Raw genomic sequence first — 19,933 nt, 5'->3', positions numbered from 1 at the left:
GAGGCTGCTCCGTGATTCGCCGGCTGGCTCGGAACCGCCCGGCGCTACCGGAGTGCTTCGCGCGCGAACAGGGCCAGCAGCGGATCGGTGCCGCCTCGTCGGGGACGCCCGTCGGAGTCGCCGAGCAGGTCGAGCACCTGCCGCACGTGATCGGTCGCGAATCCGATGTCGCGCTCGGTGAAGCGCCTCCCCGTGGATGAGGCCCAGCCGCAGGCCTCCAGACCGAACGCGACCGTGCGCCAGCGCTCCTCGGGTGGCGTGCCGTCCGCGATCGCGAGAAGGAGGAGCGTCGCGGCATCCGTCTCGGCGTCGCCGAGCTGTCGGCACAGGCCGCCGGCGACCAGGCGCAGCTGCTGCATCGGGGCGCCGAGTGCCCCCAGCGCCGCGGTGCTCAGCAGCAGCCGCCCCTGCTGCACCCGTACGAGGCCGATCCGCTCTGCGACCTCGCGCAGCGCGGCGATCGGAGGGGTGAGGTCCTCTCGGTTCCCCTTGCCGATCCAGTCGTCGAGCCAGCCCAGTTCGGTCATGCCGGTGAGGACGGTCGCGGGCGGCAGCCATCCGGCCGACGTCAGGGCGAGCCCCTCGGAGCCGATCGCTTCCAAGAGCCACGTGAACGGGCGGACGATGCGGGCGGCCGTCTCCGCATCGATCTCCGGCGGCTCGAGGATGCCGGTGCGATCGAGGTGCTGACGCAGCTCGCTGCGCAGCGGGGGCGGGAGCTCGGCGGCGAAAGCGACGATCGGCGACGCGTCGTGCACATCGCCGGGGCGGCGCAGCTCCTCGCGCTTCACGAGCCCGGACATGTCGTACGGGTCGAACCCCGACGACTCGGGGTTGAAGAGGAGGTTCAGTTCGGTCTGCACGGCGACGAGGTCGAACGTGCCGGCGTCGTGGGGGGCCCAGGGGCCGACGGTCGCGTGGATCCACTCGACGATGTCATCGTGCTCGGGGTGGGTCGCGTCGGCCGCGATCGCGAGCTTCTCGGCGTAGCCGCCCAGGCCACCGGAGTCCTCGAACGGCGTCCGGAGTGCGCCGTCCAGCACGACCACCGAGGTCAGCTGGGGTTCGTCCGCCCGTTCGTCGAGCACGTCGATGCGATGCGTCCAGCCGTCCCCGAGGTCGTACTCGTACCAGCGCGGCCCGCCGCCGCGCAGCAGCTCGGCGACCGTCGCGTCGTCTTCGGGGATCGTGCCCGCTGCGGCATCCGGGAACTCCGGCGGTCCCCACCGTCGCGGCGGTGCGGACGACGGAGCGTACGGATCGGCATCCGTGAACTCGTGCAGGTGGGATTCGCGCCAGCCCATCACCGTCTGCAGGGCGATGTGCAGCATCCGCAGGCGAATGCTGCCGCGAACCTCGAGTTCGCGCCAGATCTCTGGGTCGCTGCCCACGAGACTCACGCGGAGTCGGTACCGGGTCATGCTCCGAGAGTAGGGGGAGGCGCCGACGTCACATGTCACCGCCGGTTCACACGGTGTTCATGGCGGGACAGAACCATCGAGCGACACCATTCATCGATCCCCCGAGGAGTCCCTGTGATCCCCCGCCTGCTCACCGTCGCCGCGATCGGCGCCTCCGCCATCGTGCTGGTCGGCGCCGCTCAGCCGCATCCGAACCCGCAGCCGCCTGCGCACGCCAACGGGCACGCTTACGCGTACGGCCACTCGAAGTCGAAGGCCGAGGGCGTCACCGCGAAGCTCGAGACCCCCGCGCTGTGGGATGCCGATGACGCCGACGCCGACGACCCGGCCATCTGGGTCGACGAGGACGACGCCGAGAACAGCCTCGTCATCACCACGGCCAAGGAGGCCGGGATGAACGTCTACGACCTCGAGGGTCAGCTGGTCCAGCACATCGACCCGAAGCCGGCGCCCCGCGAGGACGATGCCCCTGGGCGCTACAACAACGTCGACCTCATCCACGGCTTCGAGCTCGACGGCGACGAGGTCGACCTCGCGGTGGTCTCCGACAAGGGCATGGACGACCTCGGCATCTTCGTCATCGACGACGGCGAGCTCGTCGAGGTGACGGCCCCGGGCGCCGGGCGCATCTTCTCGGCATCCCAGGAGGAGGTCAATGAGGAGCACACCGCCTACGGCCTGGCCGCCTGGCAGGACGACGACGGGGCGTACGCGCTGGTGAGCCGCAACTCGGAGACCGAGGTCGCGCTGCTCGAGCTGAGCGACAAGGGCGACGGCACGATCGGCTGGGACGTCGTGCGCGAGCTGGCGCTGCCGGCCGAGTTCGCCATGCCGGATGGCTCGACGTGGACCACGTGCGACGACCCGGGTCAGTACGCGCAGGTCGAGGGCATCGCGGTCGACGAGGAGAGCGGCACCGCCTACCTCGGCCAGGAGCTCGTCGGCATCTGGAAGGTCGACGCCGACCTGACCGGAGAGGCGGAGCTCGTCGACACCGCGATCGAGTTCGGCCTCCCCGGCGCCTACGACGCCGAGCTCGACGAGTGCGTGTACGGCGAGAACCCCGGCTTCGGCGGCGACGTGCTGCGTACCGACATCGAGGGTCTCACGATCTACGAGACCGACGAGGGCGAGGGGTACCTCCTCGCGTCCAGCCAGGGCGACGACAGCTTCGCGGTCTACGAGATCGAGGACGACAACGCCTACGTCGGCTCCTTCCGCACGTCGGACGGCGTCGTCGACAGCACCCAGCACAGCGATGGCGCGGATGTCGTGAACGTGAGCCTGCCCGGTTTCGACGGCGGTCTGCTCGTCCTGCAGGACGGCGACAACACGCCGGAGGGCTCGGACGAGGAGAGCACGAACTTCAAGTACCTCGCCTGGGAGGATGTGGCCGAGAACAGCGGCCTCGACCTCGACATCGCCGACTGAGACGGACCCCCAGGTCCCGCGAGAAACCACTTCGCGCGCGAGAAATCACTGACGGGGTGGTTTCTCGCGGCGGAGATGGTTTCTCGCGGGCGCGGCGGGTCAGGATCAGGATGCCGCGGGCTCGGTGTGTCGCGTCCTGCCCTCGGCGAAGCGTGCGGCGGCGCGATCCTGACGCCGGCCGACCGGGACGAGCTCGGTGGCCTTGGGCAGCCCCATCGGCCTGGTCGACACGTAGACAGTCTCGGCGCGTTCGACCAGGAACGTCTCGTGCCAGACGCCGACGGCTCCCGGTGCCTTCCGAGCAGCCTGATTGAAGCGGGTCCAGGCCGGGCGGTGCGCCTGCGAGGGCGTGGATGCGTAGGCGTAGAGCTTTTCAACCGACGACCAGTACTGCACGACGTACGGGCCGCCGCCGCCGAACAGCAGCTCGTAGCCGAGGAAGCCGGATTCGGAGTCGAGGGACAGCTCCTTCAGCATCCGCGGCATGGAGAAGAAAGCCGGCAGCCAGAGGTCGGGCCGCCACCAGCGGTTGATCTGCATGCCGATGTGGAACACGACCAGTTCGCCGTCGTAGCGGTGGGTCATGCGCCCACGGATGATGCGTGACATGGTGTCCTCCTCGATTGGATAGCGTCACTATCCATAATGGATAGCAGTACTATCGATGTCAAGAGGTGGCCATGAGGATTTCCGAACTGTCGGCGCAGAGCGGCGTGACCGTGCCGACGATCAAGTACTACCTGCGCGAGGGACTGCTCCCCGAGGGGGAGCGCAGCGCGCCCACCCAGGCGGCGTACGGTTCGCTGCACGTGCAGCGGCTGGGCGTCATCCGGGCGCTGCTGGATGCCGGCGTGAGCGTCGCCGAGACGCGTCGCGTGCTGGGGGCGCTCGACGATCCGCCGTCCAGCCCGCATGAACTGCTCGGTGCTGCGCACGCCGCGATCACCCGCCCGGCGGACGAGGGCGTGTCGGTGGACGCCGCCGAGCGCCTCGTCGCGGGGCTCGGATGGAAGCCGGGGGCGTGCGACCCCGACGTGCTCGGCGACGTGGCGCGGGCTCTGGACGGGCTCGAGCGTGCGGGCTTCGAGGTGCCGGATGGGGTCCTGCCGGTGTATCTGCAGAGCATCAGGGCGATGGCGGATGCCGAGGTCGCCGCCACTCCGACCGAATCCGCCGAGGCGGCCGTGCGCTACGTCGTGCTCGGGTCGGTGCTCGTGGAGCCGCTGCTGCTCGCACTGCGGCGGGTCGCCGAGCAGGTCGCGTCGGCGGAGCGGTTCGGGTCTGAGATCTCTCGCGGCGCCGTGAAAGAAGACAGATGACGGTTCTCGGCATCCGGAACCGACATCTGTCTTCCCTGAGCGCCGTTCACGTCGTGAGGAACTCGACGAGCGCGTCGGCGACGGCGTCCGGGGCGTTCTCCATCGGGATGTGACCGGCGCCGGGGATGCGGACGAGCCGCGTGTTCGGGATCTCGGCGGCGAACCGCTCGGCGTACTCGATGCGCTGGAACGCGTCGTCCTCTCCCCAGATGAGCAGCTTCGGGACGGGGGATTCCCGCAGGGCGGGGATGAGCTCGAGCGTGAAGCGGCTGTCCGCGGCGCCGGCCAGCGTCATCCAGGAGCGCCGGACGCGCGCTTCGGTCCACGGGTCGAGATATTCCGTGACGAGCGGCTCGGTCGCAGCGCCGGCGAGCGCGGCGGTCACCGCCTGGCGGCGGGCGGTGAGCAGTTCCTCGGCGGTGACCGCCGCCACGACCTCGGGGTCACGGAACCGAGCGACGCCGGGTACGGGCCAGGAGTCGTAGGTGACCGAGTTGGCCAGGGCGAAGCGCTCGACGTTCAGGTCGCCGGCCATGAGGAGATGCTGCGCGACGGCACCGCCGATGTCGTGCCCGACGACGGCGATCGGGCCGGTGAGGCCGAGGGCGTCCACGAAGCGGGTGACCCACGCGGCCAGCGCCGGCACCTCGGCGGTGTCCGGGGCGAGCTCTCCCGCCGAGCGGCCGAGTCCTGGCAGGTCGACGGCGATCGGTCGGAGGCCCGCGTCGGCGAGCAGGTCGAGCACGGGGAGCCAGACCCGGCTCCAGTACGTGCCGTGCAGCAGCAGGACGACGGGGCTGTCCTGGGGCACGGTCAGGTAGCTGGCGTCGTGTCCGTCGACCTGAACGGTGCGGCGGAGGACGGCGGTCTCGGTGGTCTGGGGCATGCGAGAATCCTGTCGCGAGCGGGCCTGCTGCCGACAGCGCGGCGGACGACACGTTCCGTCGTTTTCCTGCCAGGCGGCGGCGCCCCACGCCTCAGAAATCGCCACCCGGGTACGTGCCCGCAGGCAGCGTGAAGCACACGGAGTAGGAGTCGATGACGATCGTCTCCGGCTGACCCTCGCCGAACAGATACCCCTCGCCGGTCGTCGGTGACTCCACGGTCGCCACGTACTTGTCGGTGATGCCGCGGCGGTTCGACACCTCGAAGTCGCCCTCGGGGAAGAGCGTGGCGACCTGCTCCTCCATGTCCTTCGTGAGGGCCTCGGCATCCGCGCCGGGCACGAGCCGCACTGTCGTGATGCCCTTCCAGCGATGCTGCGTCTCGTCGCAGGTGAAGAGACCGCCCTTCGCGTTCTGGTCGATGTTGACGACGTCGTCGTCGGGGACGAGAGCGGCGATCTCCAGCTCCCTCGCCTGCGTCGCGGCCTTGGCTTCTTCCCACGTCATCATGGTCGTCTCCTCCGGGGCGGGCTCGTTCTCTGCGCAGCCGGTCAGCGCCAGCGCCGTCAGGGCCACCGCCAGGATCGTTCCGCGCCGTGTCCTCATTGCGCCACCAGATCCGCCATGTCGCGCAATGCGTCCCTGTTGTCCTGATCGTCCGATGCGATCAGGTTGTGGTTGTTCATCAGCACATCGACGAGGTTCGGCGGAATATAGAGCGACGGGTAGCCGCCGGCGTTGCCCACGGAGACGTCGTCGAGCACCTCGTCATCGGGGCCGACGTAGTAGTCGCCGTGCTCGAAGGCCGGATGGGAGCGCGGGTTGTTGCCGTCCCATACGGCCCCGAGATCCTGGCCGGTCTGGAGGATGTCCTCATATGAAAGGTCGGCATATGCCGTGTCGGGATCAGGCGTCCACTCCGGCGGCATGCCTGCGCCGGACAGCGAGATCACCTTGTCGAAATCGGCTCCGGCGACTTCGGCGCTGGTCACGTTCGCCAGGCCCCAGCTGTGTCCGAACGCGTCCTGCTCCGCGCCGGCGAACAGCGGATCCGTCCGCATCCCGGCCTCGAACCGGGCCAACTGGGCGCCCGCTTCTTCCGCGCGGGCCTGGTCGTTCGCCTCGAGGATGCGCAGCAGGTTCGCGCCGCCGACCTCGGGATTCTCGCCGGGGAACAGGCCGTCCTTGTAGACGAACGCCAGGGTGCCCGGCACCGCGCGCACCATTTCACCGGCCACCTGCTGCGCATGTGCTTGGTAGAAGCTGTCGAGACTCGTGAAGGTCCCGGGGACATACGTGATCACACGATCCGGAGGCGTCGTGAGGTCTCCTGTCACTTCGATGATGCGCGAGAAGTCGCGATCGTAGAGATACAGCTGCACGTTCCCTTCCTGCACCTGGCGGAGGTAGGCGATCTCGCGCTCCAGGAACGCCGCCCGCTCATCGCTCACGGATGCCGCGGCCAGCTCCGCCTGCGCCTGCGCGATCCAGTCGTCCGCGTTCGACTGGTTCGCGCGCACGCGTACGGCCGCGGGGAGACCGTCCATCCCTCCGAGGATCTCCGGGTGAGCGGCGAGCAGTTCTTCCTGCAGTTCGGGGTTCGACAGCCACAGGGCGAGCACGTCCGCGGGGGTGTTCGCGGCGAGAAGGTCGGTGAGCAGGTCTCGGGACTCGAGCGACGAAAGCGTGCCGAGGTCTGCGAGCAGTCCGCGCAAGGCCGCGTCGTACGCTTCTTCCCAGGCGCCGAAGTGGTGGTCGTACCGCGCCCACAGCTCGTCGAGCGCGGCTTCCGCGGTTTCGCGATCCGCGATCGCGTCGGCCGCAGCATCCTCCGCCACCTGCAGAGCGACCGGGTCGTCGCCGTATGAGGCGGCAAGTGCGCCACGTCCGGCGTGGTCGGATGCGGCGTTCAGCACCTTCCAGGCCGCATGCGCCGTCTCGATCTCCTCGATCAGCGAGTTCGCCTTGCCGGCATGCGTCTCGTGCGCGGCGGCATAGGCGGTCAGCACCGAGGACAGCGTCTGCGCGAGAGCGACATGCGGCCCGATGCCGGACAGGACCTCGACGGCATCCGTGCGCAGCTTCGTCACGGCCTTGCCCATGCCAGGCAGGCCGGTCGCGCGTGCGGACGCGCTGCGCGCCGCACCCAGATGCTCGGCCACGACGTCGAACTGATCGATCCACAGCGACATCTGGCCGACGCTGCCGGTGATGCGCTCGAGCGGATATCCGGTGAAAGGCGAGGACAGGGTCACGGGCTGCCCTCGCCGGACAGCTCCTCGTCGAGTTCGGAGTACCTCGACGTGATGGCGAAGGCCGAGGAGGAGAGTGCGGACGCCGACTCCCAGGAGGAGAACACGGCGTCGTGCAGCTCGTCGATCCGCCGGTTCAGTTCCGCTCTCAGCTGGTTCCGGCCGATCGGGGCCTCCACGCCGGGGTCATCCCCGATCAGCGAGGTGATGTCGAACTGGAGATCGAGCGACGCCTCCGAGAAGGCGGACCCCGCCGCGGAGAGATCGGCGTGGAAGATCGCTACGTCCGTCACGAAGACACCCCCCGGTATTCGTTCGAATTCGCACAGGGCGGACGACGTCCGCCGGCGGATCGTGGCGGCGCCACGTGCAGACTCAGCCTAGGAGATCGTGCCGGAAGCGGAATGGGCAGTTCTGCCCGGGGACACGCTCGGCCGTTCGCCGGTCGCAGCGCGGTGTTCCCCGCATCCTGTGCCAGCGTGTGTGCATGACCGAACCTCCGCGCGCGTCCCACCGGATCCTCGCTTTGGCGATCGGAGTCGTCGGGGCGGTGCTCGGGCTGCTGCCCTGGATCCTCGCCGGCACGCTGCCGCTGCAGAACCTGTGGGCCGTGCAGACGCTGCCGGAGGCTATGCCCTTCGTGCTGCTGCCGCTCAGCCAGTACTATGTGACTCTCCTGTTCTCCCTGGTGCTGCTCGGCGGCGTCTTCGCCGGGCTCGCCGTGCGGGTGGCGCGACGGCGCCGCACCGTGGCGCTGTGGCCGGCGGCGCTGGGGGTCGCACTCGTGCACCTGACCGCCGCAGTGCAGAGCTTCGGCGTACTCGCCGATGGGCTCGGCCTGTGGGGCGGCGCGGGCGACGTCCGGGCGGCGCTGTACTTCGGAGGTCTTCTCGGCGGAACGATCGTGGCGGCCCTGCTCGCTCAATTGGGGCTGTGGATGACGGCTCACCGCTCGGTCGCGGTCGCGTCTCTCGGGATCGCGCTCGCCGCGGTGCCGTTCGGAACCTGGGTGGTGCGGTGGTTCGGGGCGTTCGCCGGGCCGACCGGCCCCGGTGAGTTCGTCTCGACTGTCGTCTTCTGGATGCCCGGGGTCATCGTCGGGGCTGCGCTGGTGTGGTGCGGGGTGCGTCCGCTGAGTCGGCTGATCGCGTGGGTGATCGCGCTGCTGGGGCTGTGGGTGACGCCGGCACTGTTCACGGCCATCGGATACGGGCTCGGGATGCGGGCGCTGCAGGGCGATCTGCGTGAGATGGCCGAGGCATCGACGCAACTGTTCCCGGTCGTTCTCGCCGAGATGTGGCGACCGGTCGTGCTGGCGGTGCTGATCGCGGTGATCGGCTCGATCGTGCGGGTTGCGCTGGAGAAGCGATCGGCTCGCACGACGGATGCCGTGGTGACGTCGTGACGGGCGGGATGCTGATCGGGCTGCTGATCCTCCTCGCCGGTATCGGCTTCGTCGTGTCGCTGTTCGTCCGGGACCGTCGGTTCCGCACGCACGGACGGCGGGTGCGCGTCCGGCTGGAGGAGGTGCGCCACGTCGGCACGAGCGAGACCGGCTCGGTGACCGTCCGATACCGGGCGTCGTGGCGGGAAGACGGCGTGCTGAAGATCGTCGACGGGCGCGAGACGATCCCTGCGAAGCGGCTCAGGCAGATGCGGGAAGGTGCGACGGTGGACATCCTCTATCTGGGGGACGGCAAGGCGCAGCTCGATCTTGGCTGAGGAGCAGCCCACGAGGCATCCTGGAACCGTGCCCTCCGTCGACTCGCCCGCCGCGCTCGAACCGGAGTGGGCACGCTACCGCTCGCCGGTCCGTGAGCTCGTCATGCTCAACGCCGTCCTCGCGTTCGTGCTCGAGCTCACCATGCTCGTGTTCGTCGCCTGGTGGGCGCTGCTGCTCGACGTGCCGTGGTGGGCGCGGATCCTGATCGCCGTCGTCGCGGTCGGGGCGCTCGTCATGCTCTGGGGGACGTTCGCGGCGCCGCGGGCGCGCGTTCGCCTGCCGGTCATCGGGATCGTGGGGGTGAAAGCGGTGGCGTTCGGCGCCGGGGTGCTGGCGCTGTGGGGGTTGGGCAACCCGGTGGCGGCCGTCGTGTTCGCTGTCGTCGTGACGGTGAACGTCGCCATCACGACATTCGTCAGGACGCGGGCGTAGCAGGGGGCGACTGCGGGTCGGGTCGGGTGCCCGGGGGTGCCTGCTGATCCACGTCCGTCCAGACCTCGGTGAGCTGCACGATGAGACCGTTCTGCATCTGCGCGAAGCTCGCGCATTCGAAGTGCTCGATCCCGTCTTCACCGCGACCGGTGACGTGGGATCGGCAGGCGGCCTCAGTCGCCTGCGCGACGAAGTCCTCGATGGTCAGGTGCTCGAATCCGGGGTACTCGCGGTTGAATCGGATCCACCGGTCGCGGTCGAAGGACTCGCCGGTGTGCACGAGGCGGCACACGAAATCGGGGTGCAGGTACGACGCGAGGTCGTCCCAGCGCTTCTCGTCGATCGCGGTCATGAGTCCGTGCAGTGCGAGTCCGGCATCCATGACGGCATCCTAGGTCGGGCCTCTGACAGATCATCCCCGCAGCAGAGCGCGCAGAGTCTGGATCGTGTCGGCTTCCGCGGCGGTCTTGTCGGGGCGGTACCCCTTCACGCGGGCGAAGCGCAGGGCGATGCCGCCGGGGTAGCGGGGCGACTGCTGGACGCCGTCGATGGCGATCTCGACGACGAGCTCCGGGCGCAGAAAGACCGCGTACGGTGACCGATCGGTCTCGTAGGAGGGGAAGGTGTCGGTCTGCCACTGCAGCAGCTCGTCGGTGAGTCCCTTGAACGTCTTGCCGACCATGACGAAGCTGCCGGGGTCGCCGAATTCGCCGTCGGGGTCGAAGGCGCCGAGGTGCAGGTTCGAGAGCTTGCCTCGGCGGCGCCCTGATCCCCATTCGGCAGCGAGGACGACGAGGTCGTAGGTGAGGACCGGCTTGACCTTGATCCACGACTTCCCTCGGCGGCCGGCGGCGTAAGGGGAGTCGATCGCCTTGACGAGGACCCCCTCGTGTCCGGCGGCGAGAGCGTCGACCGACAGCTGCTCGGCGGCCGCTGGGTCGGCGGTGACGATCCCCGGCATCCGCCATTCGCCGGCGATGCGGTCGAGCTCCTGAAGCCGGGTCGAGAGCGGTTCGTCGAGGAGGTCGCGTCCGTCGACGTGCAGCAGGTCGAAGAACCAGGGTCTGAGGACGAGGTCGCGCGAGACATCCGCGCCGAAGCGCGACATGGTCTGCTGGAACGGCCGCGGCCCGCCGTCCTCGTCGAGTGCCAGGGTCTCGCCATCGAGGATGAGATCCTGCGCTGGCAGCGAGCGGACGATCTCGACGATCTCGGGCACCCGGTGCGTGATCTCGGCGAGGCTGCGTGTGTAGACGCCGACGTCGTCGCCGTGCCGGTGGACCTGGATGCGCGCACCGTCGAGCTTGTACTCGACGGATGCTTCGCCGGTGACCTCGAGTGCTGCGGATGCCGTCGCGGCGGTGGAGGCGAGCATGGGCAGGACCGGGCGACCGACCTGAAGCCCGACGTTCTCGAGGTCGTCGGCCGTTCCGGTGAGGGCGAGCACCGCGGTCTCACCCAGGTCGCCGGTGAGCATCGCGGCCCGTCGGACGGTCGCCACCGGCCGGTCGGATGCTCGGGCGATCGCATCCAGCAGCACACCGCTGAGGGCGCCGGTGCGCAGTTCGCCCAGCATCGCACGGGCGAGGAAGTCCCACTCCGCGGCCGTGGCGCGGGAGGCGAGGCCGATGAGCGCTGCGGTGCGGACGGCGGCCGACCCGGTTCCGGATGCCGAGGCGAGTGCGTCGAGCGCCTCGTCGACGTCCGCGATCGTCAGCGTGGATTCATCGGCGTGGGTGATATCGAGGGCGGCGAGCCCGCGCCATCCGACGCCGAGGCGACCCTGCCGCGGGCTCGCGAGAAGCAGGCCGGTGAGCGGAGCGAGCTCGTCGGGTTCGGCGCGTGCGAGCAGGCGGGCGAGCGCGTCGATCTTCGCGAGGCGTGACGACGTGGCGGTGACCTCTTCGGCGGTGGCGACGAGCTCGGAGAGCTTCATGTGGAGATTGTCGCACCGGGGTGCGACATCCGGTGCAGGATCTCGTGTCAAGGGGGTCGCAACTGGTCGCATGCCGCCGTAGGAATGATGGGGAGAGAAGGGATACGGCATGGCTGCAGGCGATATCGAGACGTTCCAGCGAGACGGCATCTGGTTCAACCGCATCGAGGGGGAGCCCCGCACCTTGGGCACCAGCTTCACGTCGAAGGCGGAGGCCGTGAAGGTCGGGCGCGGGGCGGCTGCGGCGCGCCAGGTGCAGCACACCGTGCGGACCGAGGAAGGGCCGTCGACGGATGCGAACGCCTATGACCGGCATCCGCGGGAGTTCATGGGCGAGTAGGCGCGACGTTCCGGGCGGTTCACGTCATCCGCGGACACGAGACGTGCGCATGCGCGGCGGCGTCCTTAGATTGGGTGTTCCCGCTTGCGAAGGAGTCCCGCGTGTCCGAGATCCAGACCGCCGACGCGGCCCTGCATCCGTTCGATGCCAGGACCCGCTTCCAGCTCGACCGGCCGGAGAGCCGCAAGTGGAGCCTGCATCCTGGGCGCATCGGTGCCTGGGTCGCTGAGATGGACTTCGGTGTCGCGCCCGAGATCTCCGAGGCGATGCACCGCGCGATCGACGAGGAGAACCTCGGCTACCTCTCGCCTCCGCTGGCCGCGGAGCTGGGTGCCGCGACCGCCGATTGGCTGAGCGCCGAGTACGACTGGGCCGTCGACCCCGAGCGCGTGCACGCCGTCTCCGACGTCATGGCCGTCCTTGGGGTGGCGGTCGAGGAGTACGCGCCCGCCGGTTCGCCGGTGATCGTGCCGACGCCGGCCTATATGCCGTTCCTGACATATCTGCCCACGATCGGGCATCCCGTGATCGAGGTCCCAGGCACCGAGGTTGATGGTCGGTGGCAGCACGACCTGCAGCGCATCGACGAGGCGTTCGCCGCCGGGGCCCGAACGCTCGTGCTGTGCAACCCGCACAACCCGACCGGCACGGTCGCCGACCGTGCCGAACTCGAGGCTATCGCCGAGATCGTCGAGCGGCACGGCGGCCGGGTGTTCGCGGACGAGATCCACGCGCCGCTGCGGTTCGATGGGCGGCCGTTCATCCCGTACGCGTCCGTGTCGGAGGCGACGGCCGCCCACACGATCACGGGTACGAGCGCGTCGAAGGCGTGGAACATCCCCGGTCTCAAGACGGCGCAGCTGATCACCTCGAACGATGCGGATCAGCAGCTCTACCGCGGCTTCGGGTTCTCGGTGCAGCACGGCGCGGCGACTCTGGGTGTGGTGGCCTCGACGGCTGCGTATCGGTCGGGGAAGCCGTGGCTGGACGGCGTGATCGACTATCTGGACGGCTCGCGCACGCTGCTCGGATCGCTGGTGTCTGAGCATCTGCCCGGCGCCGTGTATCGGGAACCGGAGGCGACGTACATCGGCTGGATCGACACGAAAGCCCTCGGCATCCCCGGCCCGCCTGCGGAGTTCTTCCGCGAACACGCCGGGGTCGTCCTCACCGAAGGGCGCCTGCTCGGACGCGGGTACGAGGACTACGTGCGCGTGGTGTTCGCCACCCCGCGGCCGATCCTCGAGGAGGCGTTCGCGGCGATGGGGGCAGCCGTTCGGCGGGAGTGACGCGGGTCGGTCGTTCGAGTCCTGATCGGAGATCAGCGCCTAGACCTGGTCTCCGGATGGAGCCCAGGCTCGCTCTTCACAAGGTCGGATGGCGATGAATCTTCAGTTAATCGCAAGCAATGCCGTCGCCGTCGCGGTCCAAGTCGTAGGGGTCCGATCCCACGATTCGCACAGGTCCGTGCACATAGGCGGGACCGTCACCGCTGCCACCGGCGCAATCAACGTCACTGGCAACAGGAACGCAGGCATCGGCGTAATTAGCGTCGCAGGTCCCAGACCCCTGTTGCACAAGTGGTACGGGGGCGGCGACCGGGGCCTTGCTTCCTAGCGCTGTCACCTGGTCGATCGCTGGCGTCTTCGTGACCTCGCTCACCACCTCGCGCGAGACCTCGACGCCGTCAACCAGTGTGATTCGATACGAGACCACCTTGACACCGTTCACACCGGTGGTGACCAGCGTGGCCGTCCCCTGGTCGCGCTGCGGGTCGTCGACCGTGGTCGCTGCGTATGGCACTGCTACTTCCTCGGCCAGAGTGTCGAACGTGGTCGGGGAGGGACTGGGAGTTCGAGCGGGCTCGGGGGCCGACGTAGCAACGTCAGCGAGCGTCTGAGGCGGGGATGCAGCAGGGCTTTGGCCCGGCCCGGCGCTGGCGCTCGCGACCCCGCCGCCGGTAACGAGCAGCGCGGCCACCCCCAGTGCAACGAGGCCGGACGTGCGGGAGCGAAGCCCGAGTGTTGGAACCGGGCGAACAAACAGAACGAACAACGCAATGCCTATGGCCGCGACCGCCGTCAGGGTGATCGCGACGGGCGACACCCGCGCGAGCAGCCCTCCGACGACCAGGGCTCCGATGATGAGCGCGGCTGCGCGCCAACCGTTTCGTCGCTTCGCAGGTGCCGGCCGACCCGTAGCCCCCACTGTCTCGGGCGGATTGGCATTCGTGGAGGGAACCGGCGCGGTCGCGCTTGTCCACTGATTTCCATCCCACCAACGAAGTTGAGCCGGATTCTCAGGGTCCGGATGCCAGGCGGCAGGGGGCTGCGACATATGTGTGCCTCTCGGGTTCCGAGGTGACTAGCCGCGGTTGGGTCAATGCGTCTCTGCTGTGTCTAGCGGCTCCCGGCCTCAAGGGCAAGCGCTGGCACCGTTACGTCAGCGGCGGGTTCGCCTGAGTTGTGGATCCTCAAGGATGCAGTCGCGACGGTGCGGCAGCCACGCAGGCCCGATCGCCCTGGGCGCCGGTTGTCGAATGCCGGAGCCTGCACTGCCTCGAAGCCGGCGCTACGTGAGGTCGACCTTCGCGTTCTCGCCGCCGTCGTACTGCTCTCCCGTGAGCTTCGACTTCACGAAGCTGAAGGCGGTGGCGATCTTCCCGCCGGGGCTGTCCCAGTACTCCGCCGACTCGGCCGTGAACTTCAGCACGCCGACGAAGGGGTCGTCCGGTCCGTCGGGGAACCATGCTTCCACCACCGGGTTCCACAGCTCTTCGATCTTCTGGCGATCCTCGACGAGGCGGGCCGTGCCGGAGAGTGAGACCCACGAGTCGGAGGAGCTGAACGAGACGTTCGCCTCCGAGTCGGCGGCGAGGTCTGCCACCGGGGCCGACCGCTTCGAGACGAGGAACCACAGGTCGCCGTCGAAGTCCGCTTCCTGGACGGTGAGCGGATGGGCGACCAGCTTGCCGTCCGTGTGCCGGGTCACGAACATGGCGAAGCGGAAGTCCTTGATGAGCTCGGCGACCTTCTTGCGCTCGTCGATCGTGTCAGTCATGGTGTCGCACCTTTCTCGCACTGGATGTGTCACACGCAACGATGCCCGGTCGGCGGAGATGCGCCGAGGGGGTTGAGGGTGGGAGGAACAGCGGCTACCGGCGCATCCGAGTCATTCGACGAGGGATGCCGGTCTGTTAGCGTGGCGGAAGCGTCGCGTGTCGGTGGCAGTCCGTGCCAGATATGGAGGCGCGGGACCCGAAGGAGAGCGACGATGAACATGTCGACCCCTTCGCCCTCACGTGACTGAGGGCGAGAACACCAGGCTCATCGCCTGGAGCGATGAACTGCGTGCCGTGCATCGGCGACTGCGAGCGGCGTTGTCGATCACCCAGGAGGCTCTGGCCTCCGGCGAACCACCGGGTCGTGATCTGCTGCTGTTCTGCCATGGGTTCTGCACGGCGTTGACGGGGCATCACGAGGGCGAGGATCGCGAGTTGTTCCCGGCCATCGCAGCCGCGCATCCGGAGTTGCGGGATACGCTGCGGAAGCTGGAACAGGATCACTCGATGATCGGGCACCTGATCAACGGGATGCAGGCGGCGGTGGCGTCGGCCGCTTCGTCGGCCGAACTGGCGCGACACCTGGAGGGCATCGCCGCGATCATGGAGAGCCACTTCCGGTACGAAGAGCGGCAACTGCTCACCGTGCTCGAGGCGCTGGCGCTGGATGCCGATCCGGAACGGGTGCTCGGGCCGTTGTGACCGTCAGCGACCTGGCTGCGGCGCCCAACCCGACCAGTCGGGACGATCGACGATGCAGAAGCGGTTGCCCTCGGGGTCTTCCATGATGACGTAGTCGGCATCGGCGGGCAGGTTGTCCCAGTGCACTTCGCGTGCGCCGAGCTCGGTGAGTCGACGCACCTCGGCATCCTGGTCGTCGGCGTAGATGTCGAGGTGGATACGTGGCGGCAGGACGCGCTCGGAATGACGCGCATCGAGGGAGATGCAGGGGGTGTCTGCATCACGCGGTGTGAGGACGACCCAGTCCTCGTCCGCCGGATCCCGCTCGACGTAGTCGAGCGCGGCCTGCCAGAAACGGGACTGCGCGGGGAGGTTGCTGACGCGGATCACGATCGACACGATCTTCAACATGCGGGACAGCGTAAGTCGGGGTCCGCGCCCGAACAAGGGGGGATGCGCGGGGCGAGGACCATCGCCCCGCGCATCCGGGGTTTACTGAACCGACCAGCCGCCGTCCGAGGCGAGGATCGCGCCGTTGATGTTCACGGCGTCGTCCGACAGCAGGAACGTGATCGAGGCGGCGAGGTGCTCCGCCGTCGCGACGGTCGGGATCGCCTGCTGGAACGGCGCCAGGCGAGCGGAGCCGTACTCGGACATGTTCGGCGGCATCGGGATGCCGGTGGCGACGCCACCCGGAGCGACCGAGTTCACGCGGATGCCCTTCGGTCCGTACATGAACGCCGCTGACTTCGTGACGCCGATGATGCCGTGCTTGCTCGCGGTGTAGGCGTTGCCGGACGAGTTGCCTCGCAGGCCCGCCTCGCTCGAGACGTTGAGCACCGCGCCGGAACCGGCGGCTTCCATCAGAGGCAGGACCGCGCGCATGAGTTTGAACGGTGCGGTGAGGTTGATGGCGATGACGCGGTCCCACACGGCATCCGTCGTCTCACCTGCGGGGGAGAAGTCGTCGTTGATGCCGGCGATGTTGGCGAGGCCGTCGATGCGCTCGCCGGCGGCGGCGATGACGGCGTCGATGGCGTCCTGCTTCGTGAGGTCGCCGGCGACCGTGATCACGTCGGGGAGCTCGGCCTTGAGGGCCTCGAGCCGGTCGGCGGAGATGTCGGCGGCGATGACGCGTCCGCCTTCGCGTGCGATGCGGGATGCCGTGGCCTTGCCGATTCCGGATGCCGCGCCCGTGACAATGACGGTCTTGCCAGCGAAGCGGCCGCTGGTGGGCTTCTCGGTCCAGCCGGTGGATTCGGCATCCTCGGGGATCTCGCCGCCGTTCGCGGTGCGGACCAGGTCGTCGACGACGGACTGGGGCAGGGCACCCTGGCTCATGGCGACGAGCTGCTGGAGGGGCAGGCCGAGGACGGGGGTGAGGACCTCGGGGTCAGCGCCGGTCTTCTCGAACAGGCCGCGGATGATCGGTCCGCCGGTCGGATCGTTCAGCCACTCGCCGATGGTGGAGTGTGCGGTCAGGGCCATGTCTTCTCCTTGCTCGGGTATTTCGCAACGGTGCGTCTACTTATTTCCCAGGGTACTCCTCGGTAGCCTGTGAGCGTGCCGAGACCTCGTAGTGAACAGGCGCGCCAGGCGGTGCTGGCGGCGATGCGTGCTGCGCTCGTGGATGAGGGTTACTCGTCGGTGTCGATCGAGGGCCTTGCCGCGGCGGCCGGAGTCTCGAAGCAGACGATCTATCGGTGGTGGCCGTCGAAGGCGGCGATCCTGGGGGAGGCGCTGCTGTCGGGTGCGCTGCCCGGTGCGGATGTCGCGCTGCCGCACACCGCCGACCTCGAGGCCGACCTGCGGGCGTGGTTCTCGGCGATGTCCGCTGCCCTCGGGGATGTCGATGGCGTGGCGCTCGCGCGTGCGCTGATCGCCGTGACAGCGACGGATGCCGAGCTGGGTTTGGCTCTCAATGACAAGCTGGCAGCGCCGATCCGTGGGTGGGTGTCTTCGCGTTTGGCTTCGGCTGTGACAGCCGGCCAGGTGAGGTCGGATGTGGATGCCGAGGTGATCGCTGATCAGTTCGTCGCGATGGCTTCGTACGCGGCTCTTCAGGGGAAGGTGCTCGGGGCGGAGCAGGTGGATGCTGTCGTGCGGGTGCTCATGCGGGGGATTGCGGCGTAGCTTCCATAACTCGCTGAACTTGTCGAAGCGCGCGGACATCAACTTCGGAGATGTGCAGCATCATCGGATGACTCCGCCACATACGTCCGCGCCAGGCGCATATCCCCGAAGATGGCGCACGCACAGATTGTCGTGACACGTCGCGACAATTGTGAGGTGCGAGGTCGGCTCCAGTGACGCGATGCCGCCAGACCGACACGGCAATTGTTGTGACGGCGTCGCAACAATCAACGACGGGCTAGAACGCCCCGCAACCTCTCCCGCAGCCCCGGATCGCACACGTACACGTACGTCCCGAGGATCCCGCGGGTCAGCAGCACGCCGTAGATGTTCCGGATGAACACGAGCAGATCCTCGTCGCCGAAGGCGTCCTTGAGGTGCCCGGTGTTCTCCTTGCCCTTCTTGTCGCGGTATGCCTCACGATCGGCGATGATCTTCCCCGAAGCGGAGACTCGTAAGTCCGGTCCGATGATCACGCCGGCGTAGTTGAGGTCGTAGCCCTGCACGGTGTGGATCGACCCGACCTCCTCGAGCGAGCCGGGTGAATTGATCCAGTCCTTGTCCGTGCTGTTCCAGCGCATGCGCTCGCCGTCGAGCTCGATGTCGTAGGCCGAAGCATCCCGTCGCGATTTCCAGTCCCACGCGTAGCCAGCGACGAGGCGGGAGAGGCCCGCCGAAGCATCCTTCTCCCGGATCGCCGCGCGCATCTTGCCGAGGTCGTCGAAGAAGCGCAGGTCGTAGTCGCCGAGGTCCGCTGGCACGGGATCCTCTCCGCGCAGCGCCGAGCGGACGAACTCCACATAGTCAGCTCCCGCGCGCACCCGCATCTGGGTGGTCAGTCGGTAGTGGCGGTGGGCATCGCGAGCGGCGCGCAACTCAGCATCCAGAATCGCAGGCGACAGGTCATGCGGCCGAACGCTCTGCGCGCCGTCCACGAGCAGCAGTTGGTGGCGGCTGCGCTTCTTGATCCAGTCGAGCTGCGTGCGGGTCGGGTCGTCCGCACCGAACAGGTCGATGTTGATCTCGCGGAACTTCTTGTTCTGCACGCCGGATGCCTGGTTCGCGCGCTGTCCGAGCCGATGGGTCTCATCGACGAGCACCAGGTCGTATGAGGTGGAGGATTCGCCGAGCTGGAACGGCGTGAGCACCATCGACGGATCGAGCTTGGGCGTCTTCTTGAACACCTTCTTGATCGATTCGCGCAACGACTGCTGCGGGATCACGAGTGCCATGCGGAACCCGTTCAGGAGCTCGCGGTTCTCGGGGACGAAGAACTCCGAGAACATCGAATCCGGCTCGACATCGTCGTGGTGCTCGAAGTCGCGGATGTCGGCGAGCAGCTTCATCAGGTAGATCGCGATGATCGTCTTGCCCGTACCGGGGTCGCCCTGCACGACGAGCGTGGAGCGCGCGGCCGGGTCGGCGAGGTCGGTCAGCAGGCCCTCGACGATGTCGCTGATCGCGATCGCCTGGTCGTCGCCCAGCGCCTTGAACGGCGACAGCTTGAACAGGTCGGAGTTCTCGATCTGCGGGATGCTGCGGCTGAACAGGCCCTCCGCGCGAAGCGCCTCGAACACGTCGCGGAACGACTCGCGATACAGGGCTCGGTCGTAGTAGTCCGCGTCGGTCAGCCCGTCGTTGCCGTTGAGGATGCTGTACTGCCCGTCGCCCGAGAACCAGCGGATCAGGTGCGACTCGAGATCCAGGCACGCGGACTTGTTGAACCTCGGATCGACCACGACGCGGATGCTCTTGAGGCCCTCATTCCGCTTCGGGCCGTCGAGGTGCTGCCGGATGCGCTTGTGCGCGCGGGTCGTCTCGCCGACGTAGAGCTTCCTGGGGCGAGTGTCCCCGTCGATGACGTAGACGACGGGCCAGTTCGTGTGCTGCGGGTCCTGCGCGGCCCAGGCATCGACGTGCGCTCTTTCGAACTGCACGCGTCGGATGCTGGTCATGCCTGCGGTTCGTGCTTGTTGATGACGCCCTGGTTCTGCTCGACGGGATACTTCCGCTCGGTCTTCGCGAGCTTGTTCATGACGATCTCGTCGAGGTCGACTCCGAGCCTGTTCGCAAGATGGATGCAGTAACTGACGACATCGGCGAGCTCGTCTTCCACCTGCTGCTGGTCGGGGTTGTCGGTCCACTGGTACAGCTCGAGGAGTTCGGCGGCCTCGATGCTGATGCTCTTCGCGAGGTTCTCCGGGGTATGGAAGTGGTCCCAGTCGCGGGTGGCGACGAACGCGCGGAGAGCGGAGGTGGTTGAGGGGGACGGCATGGGAGTGACGGTAGCAGTCAGATGAGGCAGTGCGGGCGATCGGTG

General features: G+C 68.3%; 23 protein-coding genes and 1 pseudogene. 9 read left to right on the top strand and 15 right to left on the bottom strand.

The genetic code is table 11. The features are described 5' to 3' along the window. Positions 1-44: 44 nt before the first annotated feature. Complete coding sequence (locus ACI7YT_RS17960) at positions 45-1,421, bottom strand: plasmid pRiA4b ORF-3 family protein (RefSeq protein ID WP_406247508.1); 1,377 nt, start codon at positions 1,419-1,421, stop codon at positions 45-47. Positions 1,422-1,535: 114 nt separating this feature from the next. Here ACI7YT_RS17960 and ACI7YT_RS17955 point away from each other — a divergent pair, with 114 nt between their 5' ends. Then, entirely contained in the window at positions 1,536-2,852 is a 1,317-nt protein-coding gene (locus ACI7YT_RS17955; protein WP_406247507.1) for a phytase, read from the top strand. Positions 2,853-2,957: 105 nt separating this feature from the next. On the opposite strand, the gene ACI7YT_RS17950 is transcribed toward ACI7YT_RS17955, so the two are convergent. Then, positions 2,958-3,461 (bottom strand): DUF4188 domain-containing protein, encoded by a 504-nt coding sequence (locus ACI7YT_RS17950; protein ID WP_406247505.1) that lies wholly within the window; start codon positions 3,459-3,461, stop codon positions 2,958-2,960. Positions 3,462-3,532: 71 nt separating this feature from the next. Here ACI7YT_RS17950 and ACI7YT_RS17945 point away from each other — a divergent pair, with 71 nt between their 5' ends. Further along, a complete protein-coding gene (locus ACI7YT_RS17945; protein ID WP_406247503.1) occupies positions 3,533-4,171 on the top strand; it encodes a MerR family transcriptional regulator in 639 nt (212 codons plus the stop codon). A gap of 46 nt (positions 4,172-4,217) precedes the next feature. On the opposite strand, the gene ACI7YT_RS17940 is transcribed toward ACI7YT_RS17945, so the two are convergent. The 4 genes from ACI7YT_RS17940 to ACI7YT_RS17925 form a co-directional block, all read right to left on the bottom strand. Next, positions 4,218-5,057 carry an alpha/beta fold hydrolase gene (locus ACI7YT_RS17940; protein ID WP_406247502.1) on the bottom strand — a complete coding sequence of 280 codons (840 nt, stop codon included), beginning with the start codon at positions 5,055-5,057 and terminating at the stop codon, positions 4,218-4,220. A gap of 91 nt (positions 5,058-5,148) precedes the next feature. Continuing rightward, positions 5,149-5,661, bottom strand: a complete 513-nt coding sequence (locus tag ACI7YT_RS17935; RefSeq protein WP_406247500.1) for a hypothetical protein — start codon at positions 5,659-5,661, stop codon at positions 5,149-5,151. Further along, positions 5,658-7,310 carry a hypothetical protein gene (locus ACI7YT_RS17930; protein WP_406247498.1) on the bottom strand — a complete coding sequence of 551 codons (1,653 nt, stop codon included), beginning with the start codon at positions 7,308-7,310 and terminating at the stop codon, positions 5,658-5,660. Before ACI7YT_RS17930 ends, ACI7YT_RS17935 begins: the two co-directional genes overlap by 4 nt. After that, a complete protein-coding gene (locus ACI7YT_RS17925; RefSeq protein WP_406247496.1) occupies positions 7,307-7,600 on the bottom strand; it encodes a hypothetical protein in 294 nt (97 codons plus the stop codon). Before ACI7YT_RS17925 ends, ACI7YT_RS17930 begins: the two co-directional genes overlap by 4 nt. Before the next feature lie 194 nt (positions 7,601-7,794). On the opposite strand from ACI7YT_RS17925, the gene ACI7YT_RS17920 reads away from it, so the two are divergent. Genes ACI7YT_RS17920 through ACI7YT_RS17910 form a run of 3 tightly spaced genes read left to right on the top strand, consistent with a single transcriptional unit; the run spans position 7,795 to position 9,462 of the window. Beyond that, positions 7,795-8,712, top strand: a complete 918-nt coding sequence (locus ACI7YT_RS17920) for a hypothetical protein (RefSeq protein ID WP_406247494.1) — start codon at positions 7,795-7,797, stop codon at positions 8,710-8,712. A gap of 8 nt (positions 8,713-8,720) precedes the next feature. Further along, the gene (locus ACI7YT_RS17915; RefSeq protein WP_406247492.1) at positions 8,721-9,029 is read left to right on the top strand and encodes a hypothetical protein; all 309 of its coding nucleotides are present in this window, start codon (positions 8,721-8,723) and stop codon (positions 9,027-9,029) included. A 28-nt stretch (positions 9,030-9,057) separates the two neighbouring features. Next, positions 9,058-9,462, top strand: coding sequence for a YrdB family protein (locus ACI7YT_RS17910; protein ID WP_406247490.1), 405 nt, complete (start codon positions 9,058-9,060; stop codon positions 9,460-9,462). Here the strand turns inward: ACI7YT_RS17910 and ACI7YT_RS17905 are convergent. Together ACI7YT_RS17905 and ACI7YT_RS17900 are read right to left on the bottom strand one after the other, a co-directional pair. Continuing rightward, on the bottom strand, positions 9,446-9,844 hold the full coding sequence (locus tag ACI7YT_RS17905) for a nuclear transport factor 2 family protein (protein ID WP_406247489.1): 399 nt from the start codon (positions 9,842-9,844) through the stop codon (positions 9,446-9,448). The two genes, ACI7YT_RS17910 and ACI7YT_RS17905, sit on opposite strands and share 17 nt — an antisense overlap. A gap of 30 nt (positions 9,845-9,874) precedes the next feature. Beyond that, a complete protein-coding gene (locus ACI7YT_RS17900) occupies positions 9,875-11,398 on the bottom strand; it encodes an ATP-dependent DNA ligase (RefSeq protein ID WP_406247487.1) in 1,524 nt (507 codons plus the stop codon). Positions 11,399-11,507: 109 nt separating this feature from the next. On the opposite strand from ACI7YT_RS17900, the gene ACI7YT_RS17895 reads away from it, so the two are divergent. Both ACI7YT_RS17895 and ACI7YT_RS17890 read left to right on the top strand, forming a co-directional pair. Then, positions 11,508-11,738: a DUF2188 domain-containing protein gene (locus tag ACI7YT_RS17895; RefSeq protein ID WP_406247484.1), complete on the top strand. Its 231-nt coding sequence runs from the start codon at positions 11,508-11,510 to the stop codon at positions 11,736-11,738. A 101-nt stretch (positions 11,739-11,839) separates the two neighbouring features. Then, a complete protein-coding gene (locus ACI7YT_RS17890) occupies positions 11,840-13,027 on the top strand; it encodes a MalY/PatB family protein (RefSeq protein WP_406247482.1) in 1,188 nt (395 codons plus the stop codon). A gap of 106 nt (positions 13,028-13,133) precedes the next feature. On the opposite strand, the gene ACI7YT_RS17885 is transcribed toward ACI7YT_RS17890, so the two are convergent. The 3 genes and pseudogenes from ACI7YT_RS17885 to ACI7YT_RS17875 all read right to left on the bottom strand — a co-directional run bounded on the left by ACI7YT_RS17885 (position 13,134) and on the right by ACI7YT_RS17875 (position 14,798). Next, positions 13,134-13,559 (bottom strand): G5 domain-containing protein, encoded by a 426-nt coding sequence (locus ACI7YT_RS17885; protein WP_406250623.1) that lies wholly within the window; start codon positions 13,557-13,559, stop codon positions 13,134-13,136. A gap of 417 nt (positions 13,560-13,976) precedes the next feature. After that, positions 13,977-14,075: pseudogene (locus tag ACI7YT_RS17880) on the bottom strand (DUF2510 domain-containing protein); the annotation flags it as partial. Positions 14,076-14,309: 234 nt separating this feature from the next. Beyond that, complete coding sequence (locus tag ACI7YT_RS17875) at positions 14,310-14,798, bottom strand: pyridoxamine 5'-phosphate oxidase family protein (RefSeq protein ID WP_406247480.1); 489 nt, start codon at positions 14,796-14,798, stop codon at positions 14,310-14,312. A gap of 241 nt (positions 14,799-15,039) precedes the next feature. Here ACI7YT_RS17875 and ACI7YT_RS17870 point away from each other — a divergent pair, with 241 nt between their 5' ends. Then, positions 15,040-15,501 (top strand): hemerythrin domain-containing protein, encoded by a 462-nt coding sequence (locus ACI7YT_RS17870; protein ID WP_406247478.1) that lies wholly within the window; start codon positions 15,040-15,042, stop codon positions 15,499-15,501. A gap of 3 nt (positions 15,502-15,504) precedes the next feature. Here ACI7YT_RS17870 and ACI7YT_RS17865 read toward each other — a convergent pair whose 3' ends face one another. Together ACI7YT_RS17865 and ACI7YT_RS17860 are read right to left on the bottom strand one after the other, a co-directional pair. Further along, positions 15,505-15,891, bottom strand: a complete 387-nt coding sequence (locus tag ACI7YT_RS17865; protein ID WP_406247476.1) for a VOC family protein — start codon at positions 15,889-15,891, stop codon at positions 15,505-15,507. An 81-nt stretch (positions 15,892-15,972) separates the two neighbouring features. Further along, positions 15,973-16,968, bottom strand: a complete 996-nt coding sequence (locus ACI7YT_RS17860) for an SDR family NAD(P)-dependent oxidoreductase (protein ID WP_406247474.1) — start codon at positions 16,966-16,968, stop codon at positions 15,973-15,975. 75 nt (positions 16,969-17,043) lie between these two features. Between ACI7YT_RS17860 and ACI7YT_RS17855 the strand changes: the two genes are divergently transcribed. Next, the gene (locus tag ACI7YT_RS17855; RefSeq protein ID WP_406247472.1) at positions 17,044-17,613 is read left to right on the top strand and encodes a TetR/AcrR family transcriptional regulator; all 570 of its coding nucleotides are present in this window, start codon (positions 17,044-17,046) and stop codon (positions 17,611-17,613) included. A gap of 227 nt (positions 17,614-17,840) precedes the next feature. Here the strand turns inward: ACI7YT_RS17855 and ACI7YT_RS17850 are convergent, their stop codons facing one another. Beyond that, on the bottom strand, positions 17,841-19,568 hold the full coding sequence (locus ACI7YT_RS17850) for a DNA/RNA helicase domain-containing protein (protein ID WP_406247470.1): 1,728 nt from the start codon (positions 19,566-19,568) through the stop codon (positions 17,841-17,843). Beyond that, positions 19,565-19,888: a nucleotide pyrophosphohydrolase gene (locus ACI7YT_RS17845; RefSeq protein ID WP_406247468.1), complete on the bottom strand. Its 324-nt coding sequence runs from the start codon at positions 19,886-19,888 to the stop codon at positions 19,565-19,567. Before ACI7YT_RS17845 ends, ACI7YT_RS17850 begins: the two co-directional genes overlap by 4 nt. Positions 19,889-19,933 lie beyond the last annotated feature (45 nt).

It is taken from the genome of Microbacterium sp. M (genome assembly GCF_045181065.1).
Classification (GTDB): domain Bacteria; phylum Actinomycetota; class Actinomycetes; order Actinomycetales; family Microbacteriaceae; genus Microbacterium.
This window is presented reverse-complemented; position numbering and strand designations above follow the sequence as displayed.